This is a genomic window from Streptococcus sanguinis (genome assembly GCF_900475275.1).
GTDB lineage: Bacteria > Bacillota > Bacilli > Lactobacillales > Streptococcaceae > Streptococcus > Streptococcus sanguinis_N.
Genome location: NZ_LS483364.1, coordinates 421760 through 440882, shown reverse-complemented (window position 1 = coordinate 440882; position 19123 = coordinate 421760). Strand labels below are relative to the sequence as shown.

At 43.9% G+C, this 19123-nt stretch carries 16 protein-coding genes; 3 read left to right on the top strand and 13 right to left on the bottom strand.

Annotated features, from left to right (window positions below; all coding sequences use genetic code 11):
• Positions 1 to 51 precede the first annotated feature (51 nt).
• Entirely contained in the window at positions 52 to 2007 is a 1956-nt protein-coding gene (locus DQM55_RS02270) for a peptide ABC transporter substrate-binding protein (protein ID WP_032912388.1), read from the bottom strand.
• Positions 2008 to 2299: 292 nt separating this feature from the next.
• Here DQM55_RS02270 and pbp3 point away from each other — a divergent pair, with 292 nt between their 5' ends.
• Complete coding sequence (pbp3, locus tag DQM55_RS02265; RefSeq protein ID WP_111675345.1) at positions 2300 to 3568, top strand: D-alanyl-D-alanine carboxypeptidase PBP3; 1269 nt, start codon at positions 2300 to 2302, stop codon at positions 3566 to 3568.
• A 138-nt stretch (positions 3569 to 3706) separates the two neighbouring features.
• On the opposite strand, the gene sufB is transcribed toward pbp3, so the two are convergent.
• The 9 genes from sufB to DQM55_RS02220 all read right to left on the bottom strand — a co-directional run bounded on the left by sufB (position 3707) and on the right by DQM55_RS02220 (position 13960).
• Positions 3707 to 5119: a Fe-S cluster assembly protein SufB gene (gene sufB / locus DQM55_RS02260; RefSeq protein WP_002893631.1), complete on the bottom strand. Its 1413-nt coding sequence runs from the start codon at positions 5117 to 5119 to the stop codon at positions 3707 to 3709.
• A 17-nt stretch (positions 5120 to 5136) separates the two neighbouring features.
• Entirely contained in the window at positions 5137 to 5574 is a 438-nt protein-coding gene (gene sufU, locus DQM55_RS02255; protein ID WP_061592734.1) for a Fe-S cluster assembly sulfur transfer protein SufU, read from the bottom strand.
• Entirely contained in the window at positions 5561 to 6793 is a 1233-nt protein-coding gene (locus DQM55_RS02250; protein WP_111675344.1) for a cysteine desulfurase, read from the bottom strand. The genes sufU and DQM55_RS02250 overlap by 14 nt, the downstream gene beginning before the upstream one ends.
• A gap of 40 nt (positions 6794 to 6833) precedes the next feature.
• Positions 6834 to 8096 (bottom strand): Fe-S cluster assembly protein SufD, encoded by a 1263-nt coding sequence (gene sufD / locus DQM55_RS02245; protein WP_060976601.1) that lies wholly within the window; start codon positions 8094 to 8096, stop codon positions 6834 to 6836.
• Positions 8097 to 8137: 41 nt separating this feature from the next.
• Entirely contained in the window at positions 8138 to 8908 is a 771-nt protein-coding gene (gene sufC / locus DQM55_RS02240; protein ID WP_002893635.1) for a Fe-S cluster assembly ATPase SufC, read from the bottom strand.
• A gap of 89 nt (positions 8909 to 8997) precedes the next feature.
• Complete coding sequence (locus DQM55_RS02235; RefSeq protein WP_060976600.1) at positions 8998 to 10164, bottom strand: glycosyltransferase family 4 protein; 1167 nt, start codon at positions 10162 to 10164, stop codon at positions 8998 to 9000.
• On the bottom strand, positions 10155 to 10907 hold the full coding sequence (mecA, locus tag DQM55_RS02230; protein WP_048774117.1) for an adaptor protein MecA: 753 nt from the start codon (positions 10905 to 10907) through the stop codon (positions 10155 to 10157). Before mecA ends, DQM55_RS02235 begins: the two co-directional genes overlap by 10 nt.
• Positions 10908 to 11082: 175 nt before the next feature.
• The gene (locus DQM55_RS02225; RefSeq protein ID WP_048774115.1) at positions 11083 to 11925 is read right to left on the bottom strand and encodes an undecaprenyl-diphosphate phosphatase; all 843 of its coding nucleotides are present in this window, start codon (positions 11923 to 11925) and stop codon (positions 11083 to 11085) included.
• 139 nt (positions 11926 to 12064) lie between these two features.
• Positions 12065 to 13960, bottom strand: a complete 1896-nt coding sequence (locus DQM55_RS02220) for a DUF2207 domain-containing protein (protein ID WP_023917189.1) — start codon at positions 13958 to 13960, stop codon at positions 12065 to 12067.
• Positions 13961 to 14091: 131 nt separating this feature from the next.
• On the opposite strand from DQM55_RS02220, the gene DQM55_RS02215 reads away from it, so the two are divergent.
• Positions 14092 to 15657: an ABC transporter substrate-binding protein/permease gene (locus tag DQM55_RS02215; protein ID WP_023917191.1), complete on the top strand. Its 1566-nt coding sequence runs from the start codon at positions 14092 to 14094 to the stop codon at positions 15655 to 15657.
• The gene (locus DQM55_RS02210) at positions 15654 to 16394 is read left to right on the top strand and encodes an amino acid ABC transporter ATP-binding protein (protein ID WP_023917192.1); all 741 of its coding nucleotides are present in this window, start codon (positions 15654 to 15656) and stop codon (positions 16392 to 16394) included. The genes DQM55_RS02215 and DQM55_RS02210 overlap by 4 nt, the downstream gene beginning before the upstream one ends.
• A 97-nt stretch (positions 16395 to 16491) precedes the next feature.
• On the opposite strand, the gene DQM55_RS02205 is transcribed toward DQM55_RS02210, so the two are convergent.
• The 3 genes from DQM55_RS02205 to ilvA all read right to left on the bottom strand — a co-directional run bounded on the left by DQM55_RS02205 (position 16492) and on the right by ilvA (position 19055).
• Complete coding sequence (locus DQM55_RS02205; RefSeq protein WP_002893653.1) at positions 16492 to 16707, bottom strand: capsule biosynthesis transcriptional regulator; 216 nt, start codon at positions 16705 to 16707, stop codon at positions 16492 to 16494.
• A gap of 108 nt (positions 16708 to 16815) precedes the next feature.
• The gene (locus DQM55_RS02200; RefSeq protein ID WP_075202729.1) at positions 16816 to 17748 is read right to left on the bottom strand and encodes an SPFH domain-containing protein; all 933 of its coding nucleotides are present in this window, start codon (positions 17746 to 17748) and stop codon (positions 16816 to 16818) included.
• A gap of 56 nt (positions 17749 to 17804) precedes the next feature.
• Positions 17805 to 19055, bottom strand: coding sequence for a threonine ammonia-lyase IlvA (gene ilvA / locus DQM55_RS02195; protein WP_048774108.1), 1251 nt, complete (start codon positions 19053 to 19055; stop codon positions 17805 to 17807).
• Between the last annotated feature and the right edge of the window lie 68 nt (positions 19056 to 19123).

The following is a 19123-nucleotide window of genomic DNA, read 5'->3' as shown; positions in this document are numbered from 1 at the left end:
CTTTTGATTCCAAACTGTTTATAAAGAATCAAAAATTCGCGGTTCAGAACCTTATTTAATGTGTTTTTCTAAGTCTTCTTGGGCTTTTTTATTGGATGCTTCCTTTTCTTTTTCCCATTTCTTAAGAGCCGCTTCATAGTCTTTAGCTGTAACAATATCATTTTGGAGCTCCATGTTCTTAAAGACATAGGCATCTCCTTTAATTCCGACATAAGAGTAAGACTTGGTAAATGGCACAACCTTCTGAACGACTGGTGAACCACCACCAGAAACACTAGGAATAACAATGGAGCTATCCGTCAACCAAGCCTGAGCTGCTGCGTACTTGGTGTAACGAGCATCTGTATCTTGTTTTTCTTGATCAGCTTCATCCAGCAAAGCCTTGTATTCATTCAAGCCAACCTTATTTGCCACATCAGCATTTTTCCCTTTTTCTATACCAATATTATCTGCAGCATCACCTGTTTCAGGGTTAAAGATATTCAGATAAGTTGATGGATCTTGGTAGTCTGCTGACCAGCCAGACATGTTGAGATCGTAGTCTTTCTGAGCTGCTGTTTCTGCAAAGTAGGCAGAATTATCAAAGTCATCTGTTGACATTTGCTGAACATCAATAACGACATTTTCTTGGCCAAGCGCTGATTCGACAGACTGTTTGAAGGAGTTCGTCCGTTGTACCAAAACCTTGTCAGACTGATCGACAGGGACGTCAATATGGATTGGGAATTCTACACCTTCAGCTTGCAAGGTTTCTTTTGCCTTGGCAAATTCCGCCTTGGCTTTATCAGCATTGTAGATACTATCCTGAGCATCCGCCAGCTTAATGCCATTCCACTCATCTCCATAAGATGAAAGTTGGCTCTCTACTACATCAGAGAAGTCCTTACCGTCCACCTGCACAAAGCTAGGAGGAACAAGCAAGCTACGGATGAGTTTAGTCGCTCCATCTTTACCATTCATCTGAGCTCCAAAAGATGTCCGGTCAAAGGCAAAGTTAATCGCCTGACGGAAGTCTTTATTTTGAATAGCAGCTGTAGTTGATGCCTTTTGAGCATCTGATGTCTTAGACGAATGATTATAAGTCTTACGATTCAGATTGAAAGCAAAATAGAAACTAGTTGAATTCTGTGGTGTGTAAATAATATTGTCTTTGTACTGCTTTTCTACAGAAGCATAGTTAGAGCTCGTAGGGTAAAGCCGTGCTTGAGAATAAGCCCCGTCTGAGAAGTTGCGGATCAAGGATTCCTGATCCGAACCATCAAAATAAGTCAGTTTTATATTTTCAACCTTGACATTGTCCTTATCCCAATAGTTCTGGTTTTTAGCATATTCAATGACAGACTTAGAAGTGAATGCTTTCAGAACATAAGGTCCGTTATAAAGAATGGAAGAAGGTTTTACGGTACCAAAATCTTTGCCTTGTGACTTCAAGAAATCCTCATTGATGGGGAACAGAATCCCCATGGTCGTCTTAGAGTTCCAGTAGCTTTCTGGCTGGTTGAGCGTGTATTCGACCGTGTGGTCATCAACTGCTTTTACTCCAACTGTTGAGAAGTCTTTAGACTCTCCTTTGACATAGGCATCCAAGCCTTTGATAGAGCTTTGGACGATAGGAAGAGCTTCAGAATTTTCATCTGCCGCGTGCTTCAAACCTGCTACAAAGTCTTGTGCTTTAACCTCTGCATATTCTTCACCATCTGATGTGTACCACTTAGCATCTTTACGAAGCTTATAGGTATAGGTCAAACCATCCTTTGAAACAGTCCAGTCTTCCGCAATAGATGGAACCAAATTGCCGTATTTATCATTTTCTAAAAGGCCGTCCACCAAGTTTGTAATAACATCGGACGTAGTAGCTCGATTTGAATTGACATAGTCCAAAGTATCAGGATCACTCAAATAGACATAAGAATAGGTATTACTGGCACTAGAGCTTCCACAAGCAGCTAAGATTAGTGTTGACACGACTGTCAGTCCAGTAATGGCCAACCATTTAGATTTTTTCATGAGCATTCTCCTTCTCAATTTATATTGTATTATTATACAATATTTTTTTATAAAAACAAATGTTTTATGTAGAAAAATAATAATTTTCTATTTTTCAGCTTGTATATCTGTATTATTTCAAATATTTTTCTATTTTGTGAGTTTTTCCGAAAGATGCTTTTATAAAAAATCTCTTTAAGGGGATTACCCTACTTTTCTCTACATTTATTTTGTAACCTTTTATTATCCTTGATTTATAAAAGAAAAGAGAATTTTATGATACAATGGTTATATCTTGTTTTAGGGGAAAGAAATGAAACGATTATTCCTATGTTTACTAGTTTTGGTCGGAATGACCGCCAACAAGGTGGCAGCAGATGATTTCAACATTGCCGCTAAAAGTGCAATGGCTGTGGATGCTACTTCTGGAAAGATTCTCTACGAAAAAGATGCTAATACTCCAATCGAAGTCGGCTCCATCACCAATCTTTTGACCGTCTATCTGGTCTATGAAGCCATTGACAGAGGAGACTTGACTGCCGATACTTATGTTGATATTTCAGACTACGCTTACAGTCTGACATCTAATCCAAATATCAGCAATGTCCCTTTGGAAGCCAAACGTTACAAAGTCAAAGACTTGATTGCCGCTTCCTTGATGTCCAGCTCCAACAGTGCCACGATTGCTTTGGCTGAGAAGGTTGGGGGCAGCGAAGAAAATTTCGTCCAAATGATGAAGGCTAAGCTTAAAGAATGGGGTATCAAAGATGCTACTATTGTGAACTCCACAGGGCTGAATACTCTTCTTCTGGAATACGCAACTGAAGAAACAGACTATACTGCCTCAGCTAGCACAGCTAAAAAAAGCAAGGACACTGAAAACAAATTCAGCGCCTACGACTTGGCTGTTATCAGCCGGCATCTGATTATGGATTTCCCTCAAGTGACAGAGATCACTTCCAAGTCCACAGCCAAAATTGCGGGGACGAGTCTGGAAAATTATAACTTCATGCTGGAAAACCAGTCCAACTTCCGCTCAGGTGTGGACGGACTCAAAGCCGGCAGTTCGGAGAAGGGAGGCTCTTCCTTTGTTGCAACGACTACTGAGAATGGCATCCGCATGATTACAGTTGTGCTAGACGTTGAGCAAACTGACGGAGACCCTTACGCACGCTTTGTAGCCACAGCGTCTTTGATGAACTATGTTTCGCAAAACTTCACCCAGACGACCATTGTGGCCGAGGGTGAAGCCTACAATAAAAGCCATTCAACCGTTATTGACGGCAAACAAAAGACCGTGCCAGCCGTTGCCAGCAAGGATTTTACCATCATTGAACGCATCGCCAATCAGGCGGAACACAAAGTAGAATTCTCCACCAACGAAAAAGGCTTCCAAGCTCCACTGAAAAAAAATACTGAGCTCGGAACCTTGACCTATAATGACCCTGAGCCAATCGGCCAAGGCTATCTGGAAAACAAAGCACCTTCTGTCACAATGGTAGCCGGCCAAGAGGTGGAAAAAAGTATCTTCTTCAAGGTCTGGTGGAATGACTTCGTCCGCTATGTCAACGAGAAATTATAAAAAAAGCCGCGAATCAAATGATTCGCGGTTGTTTTGTATGTTTTGTAAATGTTGGACTAGAACTAGTAAACTTCTTTGAATATTAACTCGCAATGCGGTTCTTTAAGCAGTGATTTAAAGTTTCGCCTAGACAAAGCTTTATCCAACTGATCCTTCCATTTCATAGCTAATCAAGCGGTTAAGCTCAACAGCATACTCCATAGGCAGTTCTTTGGTGAAAGGTTCGACAAAGCCCATGACAATCATTTCGGTTGCTTCGGATTCGGACAAGCCACGGCTCATGAGATAGTAGAGCTGCTCTTCGGAAATCTTAGAAACCTTGGCCTCATGCTCCAGAGCCACCTGAGAGTTATGAATTTCATTAAAGGGAATGGTATCTGATGCCGAAATATCATCCATGATAATCGTATCACACTCAATATGGCTGACAGATTTCTGTGAATTCTTTCCAAAGGTCACTTGACCGCGGTAATCCACTTTACCTCCGCCCTTAGCAATAGACTTAGACACGATAGATGAGCTGGTATGCGGAGCATTGTGAATCATCTTAGCCCCTGTATCTTGGTGCTGATTGGTATTGGCAAAGGCAATGGAAAGCATAGTTCCACGCGCTCCAGGTCCATCCAGATAGACAGACGGATATTTCATAGTCGTTTTCGCACCGAGGTTCCCGTCAATCCACTCAACTGTCGCATCTTTCATAGCCCGCGCCCGCTTGGTCACGAGGTTGTATACATTATCGGACCAGTTTTGAATAGTGGTGTAGCGCATATAGGCCCCATCGAGGGCAAAAATTTCAACAATCGCAGCATGCAAGCTATTGCTGGAATAAGTCGGAGCAGTACATCCTTCTACATAATGGACGCTAGCACCCTCATCAACGATAATCAAAGTCCGCTCAAACTGACCCGAATTTTCATTGTTAATCCGGAAATAAGTCTGCAAAGGAACATCTACCTTGACACCTTTTGGAACATATATGAAGGTACCACCTGACCAGACGGCGGAGTTGAGAGCTGCTAGCTTGTTATCTGTCGGAGGAACCAGCTTAGCAAAATACTGCTTGAAGAGCTCTGGATATTCCTTTAGAGCTGAGTCGGTATCCGTGAAAACGATTCCTAGCTTTTGGAACTCTTCCTTCATATTGTGGTAGACCACTTCTGATTCATACTGGGCCGCCGCACCAGCGAGATAAGCTCTCTCTGCTTCTGGGATCCCAATCTTCTCAAAGGTTTCCTTAATCTTCTCAGGCACTTCATCCCAGCTTCTAGCAGGCTTATCAGAAGCCTTTTGGTAATAAATCAAGTCATCAAAATTAATTTCTGACAAATCCGGCCCCCAAGTCTGCATCGGCATCTTCTTGAAAGCCTCGTAGGATTTGAGGCGGAAATCCAGCATCCACTCTGGTTCATCCTTGGCTGCAGAAAGCTCACGAATGACCGCTTCATTCAGCCCTTTCCCTGTCGAGAGAACAGGTTCAACATCGTCATGGAAACCAAACTTGTATTCACCGAGATCAATCGGTTTTGGTTCTACTCTTTCTTCTGACATAATTTCCTTTCACATTCTTACTTTTTATCTTCTTCAATTGCTCGCTTGAGGGCATTCCAACCCAAGGTCGCACACTTAATTCGCTGCGGGAATTTGGCAACGCCTGCTAAAAAGGCTCCATCTCCCAATTCTTTCTGGCGACTGTCTTCTTGACCCTGAACCATCTGCGAGAAAACTTCTGCTAATTCCAGCGCCTGCTCTTTTGTCTTGCCCAGAACCGCATCCGTCATCATACTGGCCGAAGCCGTTGAAATGGTACAGCCGGAATTCACAAAAGCAATATCCTCTATCTGATTTTTAGCATTAAACTTCACTGACAAGCTGATAACATCGCCACAGGTTGGATTATTGAGGACTACTTGCTCCACATCTTCCAGCTTCCCATGATGATGGGGGTGAGCCGAGTGATCAGTCACAACTGCCTTGTAAAGACTGTCTAACTTAGAAAGCGCCATTGAAAAACTCCTTTGTCTTTTCTAAAGCATCTACCAGCTTGTCACAATCTGCATAGGTATTGTAGATATAAAAGCTAGCCCGAACAGTCGCTGGCACCTGTAGATAGGTAAGCAAAGGCTGGGCACAATGGTGACCCGCCCGAACAGCTACTCCTTCGTAGTCTAGAGCCGTCGCGACATCATGCGGATGGAGACCATCCAAGTTAAAGGCAATCACGCCCGAACGCTGGGCCAAATCCTGAGAGCCATAAATGGTCAAGCCTTCCACTGCCTGAAGCTTAGGAAATACGTAGGCAATCAGGTCCTGCTCATGCTGGGCAATGGCATCCATACCCAAGTCTTCCAAATAATCAATGGCTGCCGCAAGACCGATTGCTCCTGCCATATTCGGAGTGCCAGCCTCAAACTTCCAAGGCAATTCCTTCCAGGTCGCTTCCTGCTCATAGACAAAATCAATCATTTCGCCGCCGAACTCAACTGGCGACATCTGCTCTAGCAATTCTTCCTTACCATAGAGAACGCCGATACCGGTAGGTCCGGCCATCTTATGTCCCGAAAAGGCAAAGAAGTCCACATCCAAATCCTGCACATCAATCTTCATATGCGGAATGGATTGAGCACCGTCCACCACCAAAAGCGCTCCTCGCTGATGAACCAGCTGGGCAATCTCCTTGATGGGATTGATGACCCCAAGGACATTAGAAGCATGAGCTAGAGAGACAAACTTTGTCCGCTCATTGAGCTTAGCACGAAAATCCTCCATATCCAGAGCACCATCTTTGAGATAGACATAGACCAACTTGGCTCCAGTCTTCCTACAAACTTCCTGCCAAGGAATGACATTGGAATGGTGCTCCATAATCGAAATCATCACTTCATCACCAGGCTGCAGCCTTTCAGCCGCAAATTGAGCCGCCCAGTTAAGGCCCGTCGTAGTTCCTCGTGTAAAGAGGACTTCTCTGCTTGAAGCTGCATTGATAAAAGAATGAACTCTTTCCCTGGCTGCTTCATAGGCCGCTGTCGCACGCTCGGCTAGCGTATGCACACCGCGGTGCACATTGGCATTGTCTCTAAGATAGTAGTTTTCAATAGCTGCCAGCACCTGCTTGGGTTTCTGGGTTGTCGCCGCATTGTCCAAATAAACCAAAGGCTCATCATTGACAATTTGGTCCAAAATGGGAAAATCTTGCTTGATTGCTTCTGCGTTAAATCCAGACATGAAGACTCCTATCTACTTTTACGGGACAAGGCCCAGCTTTTTATCTTTTTGCGAGAATAATATCGATATTTTCAATCATTTCATCACGGACTTCCTTAACAGGGATTTCTACTATCACTGAGCCCAAGAAGCCGCGCACGACCAAGCGTTCAGCCGTCGCCTTATCAAGACCCCGACTCATGAGGTAGTACATATCCTCTGGATCCACCTGGCCGATAGAAGCCGCGTGACCAGCTGTCACATCGTTTTCATCAATCAAGAGGATTGGATTAGCATCTGAACGAGCCTGGTCAGACAGCATGAGAACTCGGCTTTCCTGCTGGGCATCTGCTCCCTTGGCACCTTTGATAATATGGCCGATACCATTGAAGGTCAGGGTTCCTTTTTCTAGGATAACCCCGTGCTGCAGGATATTTCCGATAGAGTTGCAGCCATAGTTAGTTACTCGGGTATCAATCCCCTGAACCTGCTTGCCACTTGAGAGAGCCACTACTTTCATATCCGCATGGCTGCCCTTGCCATAAAGGTCGCTATCAAAGTCAGCCACAACATTGCCTTCGTTCATAACGCCGATAGCCCAGTCAATCATGGCATCATTGTCCAGCTTACCTCTACGGCTGATATAAGCTGTTACATTTTCGCCCAAGCGATCAATAGCTGAAAACTTAATCTGAGCTCCAGCCTGAGCAATAACTTCGACAGTGATATTGGCTGTTACTGGGACAGAGCCCTCGCCGTAAGTTTCCAAGCGTTCCAAGTAGTTAACCTTGGAATGCTTGCCTGCGATAATCAAAATATGCTTGTTAAAAGGAACATCGCTTTCGCTGTCCTGATAAAAAATTCCTTCAATTGGCTGGTCAATCTCAACATTGTCCGGCACATAAAGAACGGCACCGCTGTTGAAATAGGCAGTGTGGTAAGCTGCCAATTTGTCCTCGTCGTACTTGACCGCAGACATAAAATGCTTCTCTACCAGCTCTGGAATCTCTTCTAAGGCAGTGTGGAAATCAGTGAAAACCACACCTTGTGCTGCCAAGTCAGCTGGCAATTGCTCCAAAACAATATGAGTTCCCACTTGGACAAGCTTGAGATTGTCATCTAGGGCTGTAAAGTCTGGAACACTTGTCAGCGGCTCACTCTCTGAAATACGGCCGTCACCCAGATTCCAACGGTGAAATTTAACCCGCTCAATACGCGGCAATTCTAACTGGTCAATCTTATCAAAGGCCTGCTGGCGCAGTTGAAAGAGCCAATCTGGCTCTGCATGTAGCTGTGAAAATTCTTGAATCAATTCTTTAGTCATGTCATTCTCCTATCTTTTATCAAAGTCAAAAGAATGTTTGACTAGGCTTCTTCGGTATAGGTGAAGCCCAACTCTTCAGCCAATTTAGCATAGCCTTCTTTCTCCAAGCGGACTGCCAATTCAGGACCGCCAGAAAGAACGACTTTACCATCCATCATGACATGAACTACATCTGGAGTGATATAGTTGAGCAGGCGTTGATAGTGAGTGATAATCATAGCACCAAAACCTTCACCTCGCATAGCATTAACCCCTTTAGATACAACTTTAAGAGCATCAATATCGAGACCAGAGTCAATCTCATCTAAAAGTGCAAAAGTCGGCTCTAGCATGAGCAACTGCAAGATTTCATTGCGCTTCTTTTCCCCCCCAGAGAAACCTTCATTAAGGTAGCGCTCAGCCATTTCTTCTTTCATGTTGAGCAGTTCCATCTTTTCATCCAGCTTCATGATAAAGTCGCGGACAGAGATTTTTTCCTCGTCTTCCTTGCCAGCATTCATAGCTGCACGTAGAAACTCTGCATTAGTAATACCAGGAATTTCACTAGGGTACTGCATAGCCAGGAAGAGTCCCATGCGAGCACGCTCATCCACTTCCAACTCCAAGATATTGACTCCATCAAAAAGCACCTCTCCTTGAGTCACTTCGTAGTTAGGATTGCCCATGATGGCTGCAGACAAGGTTGATTTCCCTGTTCCATTCGGGCCCATAATTGCTGCAACCTCTCCTGTTTTCAGAGTGAGATTCACCCCTTTGAGAATTTTTTTCCCTTCAATTTCAACATGAAGATCTTTTATTTCTAAGACAGACATTTCTTTTTCCTTTCTTTGCTTAGCTGATTTACATACTTTAGTATACCAAAAAAAAGCCCAAAAGGCTTTTATTTTGTTTAGAGCTATTCTTATTTATTCCTCTTTTGACGCCATTTCCGCCGAACTTCCTCACGGTAGTAGGAGTTGCCAATAAAGCGGAGAATATTGAGCAAAGGAGTACGATTAGGCCCCAAAACTCCGACCAGCTCAGCAAAGAGCTCAACACCCAGAAGTAAGCCTATCATCAAGAGCACGCCACCAATTCGACTGGAAACATTCAACAAGAGAGAAATCATGGCAAAGACCAGCGAAATCCCGTAGATAACCAGCACTGTCCCGCGGTGGGTCAATCCCAAGGATAAGAGTCTGTGATGAAGATGATGCTTGTCAGGCGTGTAGAATTTCTGACCAGATAGAGTACGGCGGATAATCGCCAGAAAAGTATCCGTAATCGGCACTCCTAAGATAATCATAGGCGTCACCACCGCAACAGCCGTCGCATTTTTTAGCCCTTGCAAGGACAAGACGGCAATCATAAAGCCGATGAAGAGAGCCCCCGTATCACCAAGATAGATGATAGCCGGGTGGTAATTGTAAGGGAAAAAACCCGCAATTGACAAGACCAAGACGAAAATTGTCAGGGTCAAAAAGAGATTGTGCTGGGGCAAAAAGAAGTAAGAAACAATCCCCATCGTTACCAAGGAGATGATGGACACCCCACTCACCAGACCATCCAGACCGTCAATCAAATTAACCGCATTGGTGATAGAAATAATCCACACCACTGTCAAAATATAGGACAGCCAAGGCTCAAAATGCAGGAAAGGTCCGCCAAAAGGAAGCTTAAAATCATCCAATCGGAAATCCGTCAGCCACCAGATTAGGCTGGCCGCTAGAACAATTCCCCCCATTTTCAGCATAGGCGACAGCTCTTTGATATCATCGACCAGCCCTGTAAAGGCAATAATCAAACCACCAATCACGACCGGCCAAACATAATCAAAATAGGTCTGTCCAAAAAAATCTACAGCAACAATCTGTGGCATCAAGAGCAGAGTAGAGATAGAAAAGGCCGCTACAATCGCCAGCCCGCCACTGCTAGGCATGGGCTTTTTATTGATGCGGCGAGCATTGGGATAATCTACCGCACCAATCTTAAAGGCTAAGAGCCGAACCAAGGGCGTCAGAATCACCCCGATAAAAAAAGTTCCCAGCAATACCAAGATAAACTTTAACGGAAAAGTAATCATAGGCATTCAACCTTCTGCAGGCCGGAGACCGCATCTGTCACCAAAAGCAGATGACCGTGCTCCTGAAGCACCGCCCGAGTGATATCTGAATCATCTGCAAACTCACGCATCTTGGCCAAGAGCCAAGCTGGATAGCGCTCTGGAAAACCCTCAACATCTACTAAAATCGTCAAATAATAAGCAGAATCATGCTTATAAAGCTCTGATAAGTCAATCTTATAGTCCACCGTCTGGGCAAAGGCCGCAGCAGCCTTAATATCTTCAAAACGCAGGATATAGTAAATGTAACGCTCTGCATTTTCTGTCAACTGCTCATCGGCCGCCTGCTGAGAAAATTGCGCCCCTTCCTCTGCTTCGGCTGTTTCCAAAGATTGGACTGCTTCTATGTCTTCCTTACTCTTTTCAAAAATGCTCTTTTCCAATGTCTTGAGGAATTCATCTGGAGACATATGAGACAGCTCATCCATGTCTGGCAGATCTGCCAAATCCTCAAAACTCAGATTCTTATCTAATTTAGACTTGGTAACAAAAACATCTACCTTGTCTGGCTTAGGCGTCACACGGAAACTCAGCATACCGCTGTCCAAAAAATTATCCGGCATTTCCAACTCATCTAAGATGGTATAGAAAAACTCTTCTGTCTTTTCTTGGGGGACCAAGAAATCAGCCATTTCCATGCCACGTTCTTCCAAATCTTCCAGCTGAATCGTGATTTTTATGGTCGAATCACTAATCTGTTTCATTTCCATATCTCTACCTCATACACTTCTAGTCCTACTATTATACTAAAAAATCCCCCGTATTTCAAAAAATAGCTAGTATTGGTCTGAAAATGGCAATTACCCAAAAAAGCTCTCAGAAAATTCCGAGAGCTTATTATTTCACTACATGAGAGAGTCAGGGAAACATTAAAATCTCCCCCTTTTATCCCATCAAAGCTTTGATGGCTGCATAAACCAGAAGCACGCCGCCTAGGCCAATCCGATATTTCCCAAAAATTGTAAAGTCATGCTTTTTGACGTAGTCTGTCAGGAAACGAATCACAACTAGACTGACACCGAAGGCCACCCCCATGGCAACTAAGAGCAAGAAAATTTGCCCAAATCCCAGACTGTTCCCATTCTTGATGAACTTGAGAATTTTCCAGCCACTAGCGCCAAACATAATAGGAATCCCCAAATAGAAAGTGAACTCTGTCACGACAGAACGACTGACACCATTCAGGAGACCACCGACAATGGTGGCACCAGAACGGCTAGTTCCAGGGAAGAGAGCTAGAATCTGAAAGAGACCAATTTGCAAGGCAGTTTTGTAAGGAAGAGAAGCTAAATCTGTCACAGCAGGCTCCTCATGCTCGCGCCTTTCCAGATAGATAAAGGCCGCCCCATAGACAATCAGCATCACTGATACAGAGACCAGATTGTAAAAATGCGCTTCAAACCAATCATCCAAGAATAAGCCGATAACAGCAGCCGGCAAGGCTGCCACGACGACCTTAGCCCAAAGTTGCCAAGTCTTTTGAACCTGACGTGCTGACTTGCCTGGTTTAAAAGGGTTGAGCTTATCAAAATAGATGACAACAACCGCCAAAATAGCTCCCAGCTGGATAACGACATTAAACATTTCCATAAAGGCTGGACTTTGATTTTTATACTGGATAAAATCTTGAATCAAAATCAGATGCCCTGTACTGGAAATCGGCAGCCATTCTGTGATTCCTTCGATGATTCCGTAAATAATAGAGATAAAAATTTCAATGATAAACATAGAATACTCCTGAAACAAGGGTTTACTCAAGGAAAGTCACATTTAAATTCCCAAAGAGTATTAGGTCTTATTATATCACAATTTCAATGCTAGGAAAAGCCAGTAATAAGACTTTTCTGGATAGGCGAGGGCTTGTCTATTAGAAAGCTCCACCGCCTCCGCCACCTCCGCCACCGGAGAACCCACCACCTGAACTTCCGCCAGATGAGACGGAGAAATTGCTGGCTGTGGTGGCTACATGGCCGTAGTTTGAGAAACTGTGCATACTGCTATAGAAGGCATAGTGCAAGTTAGCCTGAACATAGCTGTCCATAGATGGATTTTGCAAGCGAATCTGACGCAGAGCCATGACACGGCTGACACGATCTGCATAGCCAAAGAGGGTCGCATAGACCAAGAGACGGTTCCAAAGGATAATACCTTCAATTTCTGTATTGTCCAGATGAGCAATATCTCGCAGCATATTGGAAAAACTTCGCCACAGATAGTAATCATGCGCGCCTTCATCATTCAGGACGCCATCTCGCCAATAAAGCTGCGCCTTACTAGCAAAAATGCAAATCAAAACAAGCCCCATCAGTGCTAAGGGAATATATATCCAGATAAAGCCTCCAAAAGCGCCCAAGTAGACAAATAAAAATCCAAGAGAAAACAGCAAAACAGCACTAGCTAGAATAATGGCAGTAATTAGTAATCTCTTTTCCTGAACTTTAAGAGGCCGGTAGTGACTAAAGAGACCCAAACGCTTGCCTTCAGAGCGCACTTCTTTAGATAAGGAGCGCAAACTGTTAGTAAATAAGGACTTGATATTACTACCAATGTTACGAATATAGGACTCATCCGCAGAAGACTTGTGCTTATAAATATCTTCTGAAATTTGATAGGCTGAAAAGAGATCTTTCACACTGGCTTGGGATTGTTTGTTGAAAGCCATGCCCAGAAAACGTCTTTCAAAGTCCGCCAGTCCATCATAGGTCGCTATTTGCAGAACAGGATTTTCAGCATCTCCCTGCAGGAGGAGATTGCCCCTATCCAGCAAGTCTAACAAAGTCGCCTGAACCATGTTTTCAAAGTTCAGCACTGCCTTGCCGCCCCTAGTCGGATCGACATCCTCCATGTCCACCGCGTAAATATTTTCCGCCAAGACAAGAGGAGACAAGTCCTGAGGAGCCTCATATAGACGGGCATTCTTGGGATAAGACTGCTTAGGCTTGATCTTCTGGGCAAAGACAAAATAAAGAATAGCCGCTGCAAGGATGGCACATAGGAGCAGCAAGGGCATATAAATTTCTCCTAGTTGCCGGTAAAAGACCGTCTTGCGGGCAATTTTTTCTTCTTGAGCTTTAAAGGTTGGCAAGTAGTCGCTCTCGTCTTCATTCTGGGACACAAGAGAGACTGCTTGTCGATCCCAATAGCCGTGGAGCTCGACATTATCACCCGAGCCAATTCCATTGAGTTTGACCAGATAGTCGGTGCCATCCTTATCCACGAAAGGCTGGGTTCCAAAGTAGCCACTATGAGCAAAAAGCTCGCTCTTATCTGGATTGCTCAAGCCAGAAACTGTCAAAACGACTTCTTCTATCCCCTGATCCCAGTCGCTGATAGGAGTCCAGTTGAGCTCAGCAATATCCTTGTGAAGAAAAAGGAGATTTCTCAGCTGCCAAGTCACAGTAACAACAACTCTGTCACCGTCGTTTCCTGAATTATAGATTTTGACCTCATAGCCATCTCCCAAGTCTTTGACTTGGGGGTTAATGTCCATATCTGGCTCACCATTCGTCAGAACCGAGACCGTCGGATTCCCATCAATGGCAAAGCCATTGGGCATCTTTCCAGCAGAGCCCAGCGACACAATTTGACCGTTATAGTCGTCATTAAACTTGTAGGTTACTTTCTCTGTGTAGGTAGCTGTATTGTCCTCACGCAAGGCCAGATCGCCTTGATAGGATTCAATATCATAGTCAACAGCCGAGACAACCTGACCAAAACAAAGACAGGAAAATAAGACTAATAGGAGACAAAAATATCGTTTCATACTCAACCTCTCTTTACAGATATTTTGTTCTATTATATCATTTTTATCAAGTAAGGGCTTACTAGGATTGAAAAGAACGGTAATTTTCGATAGAATAGGAAGAACTATTATTAGATAAGCAGGAGAAACCCATGAAGAAATTATTACTCACTTTATTTACAGCCCTCCTGGTCACCTTAGGAACGATCCATGTTATTCAGGCCGATGACTACCTGAGAATCGGTATGGAAGCAGCCTACGCGCCCTTCAACTGGACTCAGGATGACGATTCCAACGGTGCTGTAAAAATCGAAGGCACCAACCAATATGCCAACGGATACGATGTGCAGATTGCCAAAAAAATTGCTCAAGAGATGGGTAAGGAACCTCTGGTTGTCAAGACTTCCTGGAATGGCTTGATTCCTGCTCTGACTTCCGGCAAAATTGACATGATTATTGCAGGTATGAGCCCAACTGCCGAGCGGAAAAAGGAAATCGCCTTTTCCAACAGTTACTACACCAGCGAGCCAGTTCTCCTAGTTCGTAAAGATGGAAAATATGCATCTGCTAAGACTCTAGAAGACTTCAAAGACGCTAAAGTCACTTCCCAGCAAGGAGTTTATCTCTACAATCTCATTGACCAACTGCCTGGTGCCAAAAAAGAAACAGCTATGGGCGATTTTGCTCAGATGCGTCAAGCCTTAGAATCCGGTGTTATTGATGGCTATATCTCTGAGCGGCCAGAAGCCTTGACTGCCGAGACTGCCAACTCCAACTTCAAAATGATTCAATTTGAGAAAGGCTTTGAAGTCGGCGAAGAAGATGCTTCCATTGCCATTGGGATGCGCAAGGATGACAATCGTATCGAGCAAGCCAATGCAGCAATCGCTAAGATTACTACCAATGACCAAGTCAAGCTGATGGATGAGATGATTCAGAAACAGCCTGTTGATACGGATAGTGAAACAACGAATGAATCATTCTTCAGTCAAGTTGCTAAGATTCTGGCTGAAAACTGGCCTCAATTCCTACGCGGAGCTGGGTTGACCTTGCTTATTTCGATAACAGGAACCATTGCAGGCCTCATCATCGGACTGCTGATTGGAGTTTATCGGACGGCACCAGCTTCTAAGAATAAACTCCTGGCATCACTGCAAAAAATCTTCGGCTGGTTCTTAAATATCTATATTGAGATTTTCCGTGGAACTCCAATGATTGTTCAGTCCATGGTTATCTACTACGGAACAGCCCAGGCTTTCGGAATCTCTATCGACCGAACTATCGCGGCCATTTTCATCGTCTCCATCAATACTGGAGCTTATATGAGTGAGATTGTCCGCGGTGGTATATTTGCTGTTGATAAAGGGCAATTTGAAGCCGCAACAGCACTGGGTATGACTCATGGTCAGACCATGCGCAAGATTGTTCTGCCTCAGGTCGTCCGCAATATTCTGCCCGCAACCGGTAACGAATTTGTCATCAATATCAAGGATACATCTGTGCTGAACGTTATCTCGGTAGTCGAGCTTTATTTCTCTGGAAATACTATCGCTACCCAGACCTACCAATACTTCCAAACCTTTACCATCATCGCTGTAATCTACTTTGTCCTGACATTCAGCGTGACACGCATCCTGCGCTATGTTGAAAAACGCTTCGACACAGACAACTACACGACAGGTGCCAATCAAATGCAGACAGGAGAAGTAAAATCATGACAGAAACCATTTTAGAAATTAAAAACCTCAAGAAGTCCTACGGTGAAAACCAAGTCCTCAAGGACATCTCCCTCACCGTTCATAAAGGAGAAGTGATTTCCATCATCGGCAGCTCCGGCAGCGGAAAGTCAACCTTCCTGCGCTCCATTAACCTTCTGGAAACGCCAACTGGCGGACAGATTTTCTATCGCGGCAAGAATGTTCTGGACGAGAATTACGACTTGACCCATTACCGTGAAAAGCTGGGCATGGTCTTTCAGTCTTTCAATCTCTTCGAGAATCTTAATGTCCTTGAAAACACTATCGTCGCTCAGACAACAGTTCTGAAAAAAGAACGGTCAGAAGCCGAGAAAATTGCCAAAGAAAACCTCAACAAAGTTGGCATGGGCGAGCAATACTGGCAGGCCAAGCCTAAGCAACTCTCAGGAGGTCAGAAGCAGCGGGTCGCTATTGCCCGCGCCCTCTCCATGAATCCTGATGCCATCCTCTTTGACGAGCCGACTTCAGCCCTCGACCCTGAAATGGTCGGTGAAGTTCTGAAAATCATGAAAGAACTAGCTCAGGAAGGGCTGACAATGATTGTCGTGACCCACGAAATGGAATTTGCCCGTGATGTTTCCAGCCATGTTATCTTTATGGACAAGGGCGTCATTGCTGAAGCTGGCAGCCCGCAGGATATCTTCACCAATCCCAAAGAAGAAAGAACTAAAGAATTCCTGCAACGCTTCCTCAGCTAAATTACTTCTATTTTCAAAAACAAAAAAAGGAATCTGGAACTAAGTCCAGATTCCTTTTTTGATTTAATGAGCAATATCAGTTGCACAATTTTGAAGTTTAGTCTTCAAATTTTTCATGGTTTTTGTCGTAGAAATCAATCAAGCCAAGAGCTGTTTCAAAAGAGATATTTTTCACTTTTGCACGTCCTTGAGCAAGAGCAATGATAGACATTTCACGTGCATTTGTTTCTTTACTAATACGGTAACCAGTGATCTTCTTATCACGTACCCAACTAACAACAGATTCTACTTTCTCGAAATTAGATTTAGCCATTTCTTACTCCTCTCTATTCTAGCTACATCAACTACTATAATTGTTTTTATACAGTTTGTCAACTTAAACAAACCAAATTCGAACAAATTAAATAATTCTGAATTTTCTTTACTTAGCTTTGAGGGCTGAAAGTATCTGAGTCCGAATACTTTCGACACCTTCTGGATTTGCTGGAAGGAAGATGGTATTATTACCCGAACTATCTGCAAAATTATTCAGCGTATCCAGGTACTGATTGGTCAAAAGAATAGACATAATCTGCTCTTCTGTCAACTCAATGTTGGCGCCCTTCAATTCCTTGATCGAATCTGCCAAACCATCCACAATGGCCTTCCGCTGCTCGGCAATACCAACCCCATGCAGGCGGTCTTTCTCAGCTTCTGCAGAGGCAGCTGTCACAATCTTAATCTTATCCGCTTCAGCCAATTCCTGAGCAGCCACACGCTTACGCTGCGCCGCATTGATTTCGTTCATAGACTGTTTAACTTCAGCATCAGGCTCAACCTTGGTAATCAAGGTTTTGACAATGATATAGCCATAGGTCGACATTTCTTCAGCTACCTGTTTTTGGACCTCTAGGGCAATTTCGTCCTTCTTTTCAAAGAGCTCATCCAAGGTCAGTTTTGGAACGGAGGAACGAAGGGCATCTTCAATATAGGACTTAATCTGTGCTTCTGGCCGCATAAGTTTGTAATAAGCATCAATTACGTTGTTCTCATTTACACGATACTGGGTCGCAACATTCATAGTTACGAAAACATTATCCTGTGTCTTGGTCTCAACGACAATCTCGCTCTGCAGCAAACGCAGCTGAACGCGAGCTGCTATCTTGTCAATCCCTAAAGGAAGACGGAAATTGATACCACTGCTGCTGGTTTTGTGATAGCGTCCAAAACGCTCAATGATTGCCACAGATTGCTGACGAACCACATAGACTGCACTAAGCAGCAAGAATATTAAGATTATGATCAATATGATAAAGAAAAATGGAATAAAAAACATGTTCAAGCCTCCTTGATTCACTATAGTATATTCTAACATATTTAATTTGCAGTTTCAAACGAAAGCATACAAATTAGGCTAAAATATCTTTACAATCAGACAAGCATATTGTAGAGTGTTTCATTCCCGTTCAGATTGATAAAGGACGGATCAAACTGCTCAATACGGTTAATCAAAGAAGCATAATCATGCTTATCTGCCAGAGAAATACCAATCAAAACTGGTCCCGTTCCCTTGCTTGCCCGCTTGATATATTCAAAACGAGTGATATCGTCATTGGGTCCTAAAATATCATTCACAAATTCTCTCAGGGCACCCGGACGCTGCGGGAAGTTAACCACGAAATAATGCTTGATACCATCATAAATAAGCGCCCGTTCTTCCATCTCTGGCATACGGTTGATGTCATTATTACCACCTGAGATAATGCAACAGATAGTCTTCCCCTTGATATACTCGCTCAGAACTTCCAAAGCAGCAACACTTGCCGCACCAGCTGGCTCTGCGACAATCCCTTGCTTGGAGTATAGGTCAATGATGGTCTCTGAAATAAGCCCTTCATCTACACCGATAAGGTTTTGAACATTCTTTTGTGTAACCTCATAGGTTGACTCACCAACCTTCTGTACTGCGATGCCGTCAGCAAATTTGTCGATTTCTTTAAGCTTGACCGGACCTCCAGCTTCAAAAGCTGCTTTCATACTGCGGGCACCGTTGGCTTCCACACCAACAACTTCGATAGCTGGCTGACTTTCTTTGATATAGGTTGAGACTCCTGATATCAGTCCGCCGCCACCAACTGGTACTAAAACTGCATGAAAATCGATAGCTTCTCTCTTGGCCTCGTCTAAGATTTCATAAGCCACTGTTCCTTGACCAGCTTGGACATCTTCATTATCAAAAGGATCGATAAAGGTGCGGTTTTCAGCCTTAGTATAGTCAAGCGCAGCCTTGGCCGAAGCATCAAAGGTATCTCCAACCAGCTTGATATCCACAAATTCACCACCAAAGAAGCGGACTTGGCCAATCTTCTGCTGAGGAGTCGTGATGGGCATAAAAATAGTTGCTGGAATTTTCATTTCCTTACAAGTATAGGCCACTCCTTGGGCGTGATTTCCCGCAGAAGCACAGACAACTCCACGCTGACGTTCTTCTTCGTTAAGTTGAGAAATGGCATAATAAGCCCCACGAAGTTTAAAAGAGCGCACCCGCTGCATATTTTCTTTCTTTAGGTAAATCTTAGCCTGGTACTTCTCTGACAAATAATGGTCGTAGTCAAGAGGTGTATTGACAACCACATCTTTTAACACTTTATGAGCATGCGTGATATCTTTTGCTCTGAGCATATTTTTTCCTTCCCTGTCTTTCCAGTTTATTCTCTATCAAGCAAAACAAGGGGCTGGGAATTCGCATT

Coding starts and splice junctions, on each gene's coding strand:
- DQM55_RS02270 (WP_032912388.1), bottom strand. CDS start 2,007: ATGAAAAAATCTAAATGGTTGGCCATTACTGGACTGACAGTCGTGTCA.
- pbp3 (WP_111675345.1), top strand. CDS start 2,300: ATGAAACGATTATTCCTATGTTTACTAGTTTTGGTCGGAATGACCGCC.
- sufB (WP_002893631.1), bottom strand. CDS start 5,119: ATGTCAGAAGAAAGAGTAGAACCAAAACCGATTGATCTCGGTGAATAC.
- sufU (WP_061592734.1), bottom strand. CDS start 5,574: ATGGCGCTTTCTAAGTTAGACAGTCTTTACAAGGCAGTTGTGACTGAT.
- DQM55_RS02250 (WP_111675344.1), bottom strand. CDS start 6,793: ATGTCTGGATTTAACGCAGAAGCAATCAAGCAAGATTTTCCCATTTTG.
- sufD (WP_060976601.1), bottom strand. CDS start 8,096: ATGACTAAAGAATTGATTCAAGAATTTTCACAGCTACATGCAGAGCCA.
- sufC (WP_002893635.1), bottom strand. CDS start 8,908: ATGTCTGTCTTAGAAATAAAAGATCTTCATGTTGAAATTGAAGGGAAA.
- DQM55_RS02235 (WP_060976600.1), bottom strand. CDS start 10,164: ATGCCTATGATTACTTTTCCGTTAAAGTTTATCTTGGTATTGCTGGGA.
- mecA (WP_048774117.1), bottom strand. CDS start 10,907: ATGGAAATGAAACAGATTAGTGATTCGACCATAAAAATCACGATTCAG.
- DQM55_RS02225 (WP_048774115.1), bottom strand. CDS start 11,925: ATGTTTATCATTGAAATTTTTATCTCTATTATTTACGGAATCATCGAA.
- DQM55_RS02220 (WP_023917189.1), bottom strand. CDS start 13,960: ATGAAACGATATTTTTGTCTCCTATTAGTCTTATTTTCCTGTCTTTGT.
- DQM55_RS02215 (WP_023917191.1), top strand. CDS start 14,092: ATGAAGAAATTATTACTCACTTTATTTACAGCCCTCCTGGTCACCTTA.
- DQM55_RS02210 (WP_023917192.1), top strand. CDS start 15,654: ATGACAGAAACCATTTTAGAAATTAAAAACCTCAAGAAGTCCTACGGT.
- DQM55_RS02205 (WP_002893653.1), bottom strand. CDS start 16,707: ATGGCTAAATCTAATTTCGAGAAAGTAGAATCTGTTGTTAGTTGGGTA.
- DQM55_RS02200 (WP_075202729.1), bottom strand. CDS start 17,748: ATGTTAGAATATACTATAGTGAATCAAGGAGGCTTGAACATGTTTTTT.
- ilvA (WP_048774108.1), bottom strand. CDS start 19,055: ATGCTCAGAGCAAAAGATATCACGCATGCTCATAAAGTGTTAAAAGAT.